Here is a 5605-nt window from a genome sequence, read left to right as displayed (position 1 = left end):
CTCCACCACCGATGATAACAACTTTTTTACCAGTTAAATCTTCTGGATAATTTTCTACATTATTTATCATGTCTAGTATAGAGAATACTTTAGAGTTTTCTTTGGCCATTACTTCGTGAAGTCCTTTTATTGGAGGTAGTAATGGAGAAGAACCTGTAGCATTAACTATTAAGTTTGGTCTTAGATTTTTTATAAAGTCTACACTAGCTTCAGTGTTTTTAAATATATATAAATTTTCTAATTTTTCAGCTCTATTTATTAGATATTTAGGGAAGTCGTATAATCTCTTTTTGTCTGGGATTTTTGAGATTTCAGCGGCAAGACCACCTAAAACATCTTTTTTCTCAATTAAGAATGTAGTACATCCAACTTCTGCAGCTGTACATGCAGCTTCAAGGCCTGCAGTTCCTCCACCGATAACTACTACATTGCAAAGTCTTTTAACTTTTTCTTTTTTATAAAGTTCAGCGTCAGTTACAGAAGGGTTTACAGTACATCTTATAGGTCTATTTATACCGATTCTGTTACCTGCACAACCTATATTACAAGATATACATTTTCTTATTTCATCTTCTTTGCCTAATTCTACTTTATTTACCCAGTTAGGATCAGCGATAAGTCCACGACCCATACCTATTAAGTCTGCATCTCCTCTTTCTAATATGTCTTCAGCTACTTGAGGATTTCTTATGTTACCCATTGTTATACAAGGTTTACCGAATTTTTCTTTTACTGCTTTTGCTAAATAAGATCTCCAACCATCTTTTAAGTAGTTAGCATCTATTTGGTATTGTATTGAACCGTTAAGAGCAGCAGATACGTCGAATATATCTACTTCATCGTTTAAGTATTCTAGGTATTCTAAGCAATCGTCGATTGTATTACCACCTTCCATGAATTCATCAGCACTTAAACGTAATAATATTGGGAAGTTAGGTCCTACATTTTTTCTAACTTCATCTATTACAAGTCTTGCAAAACGAGTTCTATTTTCTACAGAGCCACCGAATTCATCAGTTCTGTTGTTGTATAAAGGTGATAAGAATTGACTTATTAAATAAGAGTGTCCTGCATGTATTTCTACTGCATCAAATCCTGCTGTTTGAGCTCTCTTAGCAGCTTCACCGTATTTTTTAACTATTTCATATATTTCTTCTTTTTCAAGAGGTCTAGGAATTTCTCCGCCTGCCTTTGAAGGTATATTTGAAGAAGAAACTGGTTGCATTCCTGTTCTTGAAGACATAGCAGATGCTCCAGCGTGATTTATTTGGATAGCTATTTTTGTTCCGTATTTGTGAACTCTTTCGCAAAGTTTGAATAATCTAGGTAGATAACTATCGTGGTCTATACGAAGTTGTGAAGTACCGTTTGAGCCTTGAGGAGAAAATACGCTTGCGTTTTCTACTATTATAAGTCCAGTACCGCCTTTTGCTCTTTGTTCATAATAATTAATATGTAAGAAACTCATTTCTCCGTTTTGTTCGCCATAATTTGTACCCATTGGCATCATTACGATGCGGTTTTTTAAGTTCATATGTTTCACTGTTAAAGGTGAAAATATATTTTTATATTTGTGTGACATTTTTAAAACCTCCATAAATTATATTTTTATTGATTATTATTTTTTATTTGTGTTTTGTTTGTTATTTTTTTATTTAAGATAATTCTAACAGTATTTATTTAAAATAACTAATAGCACTTTTTGTTATAAATTATAGATAAAAGTAATAGAAAAATGTTTTTTTGAAAAAAATACTTATAAATTATATTAAAATAAATATTTTTTTTATTTTTAGAGAAATTTTTAAATTTATAAAAAAAATCTAAAAAAAATAGCGTTTATATAAAAATTATCTATAGTTTATAGCTATATAAAAAATAAATTAATTACTTAAAAAATCGAAATATATATTGTATATTAATAATTAAGAACGATATATATAAATTTGAAGGAGATATTATGAATTTAAATCATTTACAATATTTTGTTAAATTAGCTCATTTAGAGCATTATACTAAAGCGGCTAAGGATTTATCTATAACACAGCCTAGTTTAAGTCATGCTATTTCTGCTTTAGAAGAGGAGTTGGGAACGAAGTTATTTGAAAAACATGGAAGAAATGTTGTCCTTACAAAGTATGGAAAGATATTTTTAAAATATGTAGAAAAGTCATTAGATTATCTCCAAGAGGGGATAGATAAAACAAAGGCCTTAACTTGTTCTACAAGTGGAGTTATAGATTTAGGGTACATATACACTCTAGAGTCAGAATTTGTTCCTATGATAGTTAGAAAGTTTTTAAATGAAAATGAAGATAAGAATTTTGGATTTACATTTTCGTCTTCAAATACAAAATCTATTATAGAAGGTTTAAAAAATGAGAGATTTGATATAGGATTTTGTTCAATGGTAGAAGATGAAAACAGCATTGAATTTATAAAGGTAAAAGAAGAGGAATTAGTTGTTGTAGTTCCTAAAAATCACGAATTATCTAAGTATAAAGAAATTGACTTGGCAAAAACTATTGGATATAAACATATAGCTTTTACTAAATCGAGTGGCTTGAGACCTGTTATAGACAATTTATTTAAGCGAATAAATAAAAAGCAAGATATATCTTATGAAGTTGAAAAAGACGAGTCCATGGCAGGATTGGTTGCAGAAGATTTTGGAATTGCCGTAATGCCTAATATTCCTTTCTTAAAGTATTTTAATGTAGATGTGATCAAGTTAAAAAGTCCTGTGTACAGCAGAAACATATATATGGCTAAATTAAAGAATAAATATCTATCGCCGGCAGTAGATGAATTTAGTAAATTTGTATTAAAAAATTGCAATAGGCTATAAAGAAATATTGATGTATACAATATATAAAATTATATTTTATATTAAGTTATAATTTTTTTGGTATAATAGTATTTAGTGATTTTAATAGAGGGAAGGGAGATTTTAGGAGTATGAGTTATTTAAAGATTAGAAATGTAGAAATAGGAAAGGGAATCCCAAAGATAATTGTACCAATTTGTGATAGAACAAAAGAAGAAATATTAAAAACAGCAAAGAAATTTTCTATTATACCAGTAGATTTTGATATACTCGATATCGATATTGTAGAGTGGAGAGTTGACTGGTATGAATACTACAATGATTGTGAAAAAATTGAAGAAGTGCTTGAAGATCTTAGAAAAATATTGAAAAATATACCACTTATATTTACAATAAAGACTGACAAAAGCGAAGGAGAGGCTGAAATAGCGGTAGAGGATTATGTGAATATATATAAAGAAGTCTGTGCAAGTAAGTTGGTTGATATTATAGATATTGAAGATAGTATTGGAAAAGACAACATGAAGGATATAATTGAATTTGCTAAGGATATGGGAACATATGTAATTGCAACTAATCATAACCTAACACATACTCCATCAAAGGCAGAAAGTATTGAAACTGCTAAGCAATTAGAGGATATGGGAGCTGATATTATAAAAATAATAGCAAAGCCACATAGCAAGTTAGATGTAGTTGAACTATTAGAGACAACAATTATTTTATCAGAACATATAGTAAAAACTCCTATATGTGCAATATCAATAGGAGAAAAAGGTGGACTTAGCAGGATTTGTGGAGAATTTTTTGGCTCATGTATAACTTATGGTGTCAACAGAAAGAAAAGTGCGCCAGGACAGCCTAATATTGAAGATTTAAGTAATTTACTTAAATTAATACATAAGAATATTGAAGCATAAAAAGACTATTAAACTATAGACAAAATATATAAAAAAGAGCAGAGAAATCAATTAGACTAAAGCCTAATTTAGGGTTACTATCAAAATAAAACTAATTAAAAAGGGGAAAAAAAATGAAGAATATTGAAAATACTAGACAAAGAATTAGTGAATGTGATAGTAAAATAATAGAAATTCTGACAGAGAGAATGAATTATATTGAAGATATAATCGCCTATAAAAAAGAACATGGTCTACCTATACTTCAAGAAGAATTCGAAGCTCAAAAAGAAATAAGCTTGATGAAACAAGTAGAAAACAATAAGTTTAAAAATGAAATACTAGATGTATTTAGATATATTGTAGATAATGGTAAAAAAATACAAGCTAAAAACCTATTCTCATACAATATATTCTTAATAGGATTTATGGGTGTCGGTAAAAGTACAGTATCTTCTTACTTAGGACATATGCTATCTATGGAGGAAATAGAAACTGATGCTCATATTGTAAAAATGGAAGGTATGACAATAAATGAAATGTTTAGTAGACGTGGAGAAGAGTATTTTAGACAATGCGAAACTAACACACTTATATCTTTAAAACAAAAAGAAAATACTATTATATCATGTGGTGGTGGTATGGCACTTAGAGATATAAATGTAGAATATATGAAACAAAGTGGTAAAGTAGTATTACTTACAGCTTCTCCAGAAACTATATTTGAACGTGTAAGATACAGCAATGAAAGACCTATATTAAATGGCAACATGAATGTAGAGTTCATTTCTGATTTAATGAAAAAACGTGAACCTAAATATTTAGATGCATGTGATATTATAGTATCTACTGACAATAAGACAATAAATGAAATTTGTGAAGAAATAGTTAGTAAACTTATAAAATCTGAATAATATGTTTAAATTTAAGTTACTAGGTAATAATTTTTTTTATTATTATTTAGTAACTTTTTTTAATTAAAAAATCAAAGTATAATCTTTAAATTTGTTTGCATGAGATAATGAAATTAAAGTAAAAAAATATAAGAAATTAAAAAATAAAGAAAATTTCAAAAATTATTTTTTTATTAGCTTGAAATATTGAAAATACTTTAATATATTGCTATAATTTAGTAAAATACAATTAGGTAAGGTGGGTACACATGAACAATATAGAAAAAGTAAGAGCAAAAATAAGTATGTATGATGATGAAATTATAAAAATTTTATCAAAAAGAATGGATTGTATCGATGAAATAATGGAATACAAAAGAGAAAATGGTATGCCAATATTACAACCTGAATACGAAGGTAAAAAAGAAATAGCACTATGTAAAAAATTAAAAGACAACAAATACCAAGATGAAATAATGAACGTATTTAGATATGTAGTTAAAAATGCTAAAAAATATCAAGCTAAAAACTTATTCCCATATAATATAATGTTAATAGGATTTATGGGTTGTGGTAAGAGTACTATAGCAAGCTATTTAAGCCATATACTTGAAATGGAAGATTTAGAAACTGATGATTTCATAGTAAAAAGAGAAGATATGACAATAAATGAAATATTCCAAAGAAAAGGAGAAGACTATTTCAGAGCTTGTGAAACTAATGCATTAAAAGAACTACAAACTAGACAAGGAATAATAATTTCTTGTGGTGGTGGAATGCCAATGAGAGATGAAAATGTAGATTTAATGAAACAAAATGGTAAAATAGTATTACTTACAGCTACTCCAGAAACTGTATACAACAGAGTAAAATACAGCAATCAAAGACCATTATTAAATGGAAATATGAACGTTGAATACATAAGCGATTTAATGGCAAAACGTCAAGATAGATATCAATCTATAGCAGATATAGTAGTAAACACA

General features: G+C 28.0%; 5 protein-coding genes. 4 read left to right on the top strand and 1 reads right to left on the bottom strand.

Going from position 1 to position 5605, the window contains the following annotated elements; translation table 11 throughout:
- Positions 1–1582, bottom strand: a 1582-nt coding sequence (locus tag ACI3VO_RS12475; protein WP_439758229.1) for an FAD-dependent oxidoreductase, incomplete at its 3' end; no start/stop codon positions are given.
- Positions 1583–1960: 378 nt separating this feature from the next.
- Here ACI3VO_RS12475 and ACI3VO_RS12470 point away from each other — a divergent pair.
- From ACI3VO_RS12470 to ACI3VO_RS12455, 4 genes are all read left to right on the top strand, one after another.
- Positions 1961–2848, top strand: a complete 888-nt coding sequence (locus tag ACI3VO_RS12470) for a LysR family transcriptional regulator (RefSeq protein WP_439758228.1) — start codon at positions 1961–1963, stop codon at positions 2846–2848.
- A 110-nt stretch (positions 2849–2958) separates the two neighbouring features.
- Positions 2959–3747, top strand: coding sequence for a type I 3-dehydroquinate dehydratase (gene aroD / locus ACI3VO_RS12465; protein WP_439758227.1), 789 nt, complete (start codon positions 2959–2961; stop codon positions 3745–3747).
- Positions 3748–3860: 113 nt separating this feature from the next.
- Positions 3861–4640: a shikimate kinase gene (locus ACI3VO_RS12460; protein WP_439758226.1), complete on the top strand. Its 780-nt coding sequence runs from the start codon at positions 3861–3863 to the stop codon at positions 4638–4640.
- Between the two features lie 248 nt (positions 4641–4888).
- A partial coding sequence (locus ACI3VO_RS12455; protein ID WP_439758225.1) for a shikimate kinase occupies positions 4889–5605 on the top strand: 717 nt, incomplete at its 3' end.

It is taken from the genome of Intestinibacter sp. (assembly GCF_051866655.1).
In the GTDB taxonomy this organism is placed as follows: domain Bacteria; phylum Bacillota; class Clostridia; order Peptostreptococcales; family Peptostreptococcaceae; genus Intestinibacter.
Note: the sequence above shows the minus strand (reverse complement) of the source record. Positions and strands in the feature narration are given on the sequence as shown.

Excerpts from the sequence above, each read along its gene's own strand:
- ACI3VO_RS12460 (WP_439758226.1), top strand. The coding sequence starts at position 3,861 with ATGAAGAATATTGAAAATACTAGACAAAGAATTAGTGAATGTGATAGT.
- ACI3VO_RS12470 (WP_439758228.1), top strand. The coding sequence starts at position 1,961 with ATGAATTTAAATCATTTACAATATTTTGTTAAATTAGCTCATTTAGAG.
- aroD (WP_439758227.1), top strand. The coding sequence starts at position 2,959 with ATGAGTTATTTAAAGATTAGAAATGTAGAAATAGGAAAGGGAATCCCA.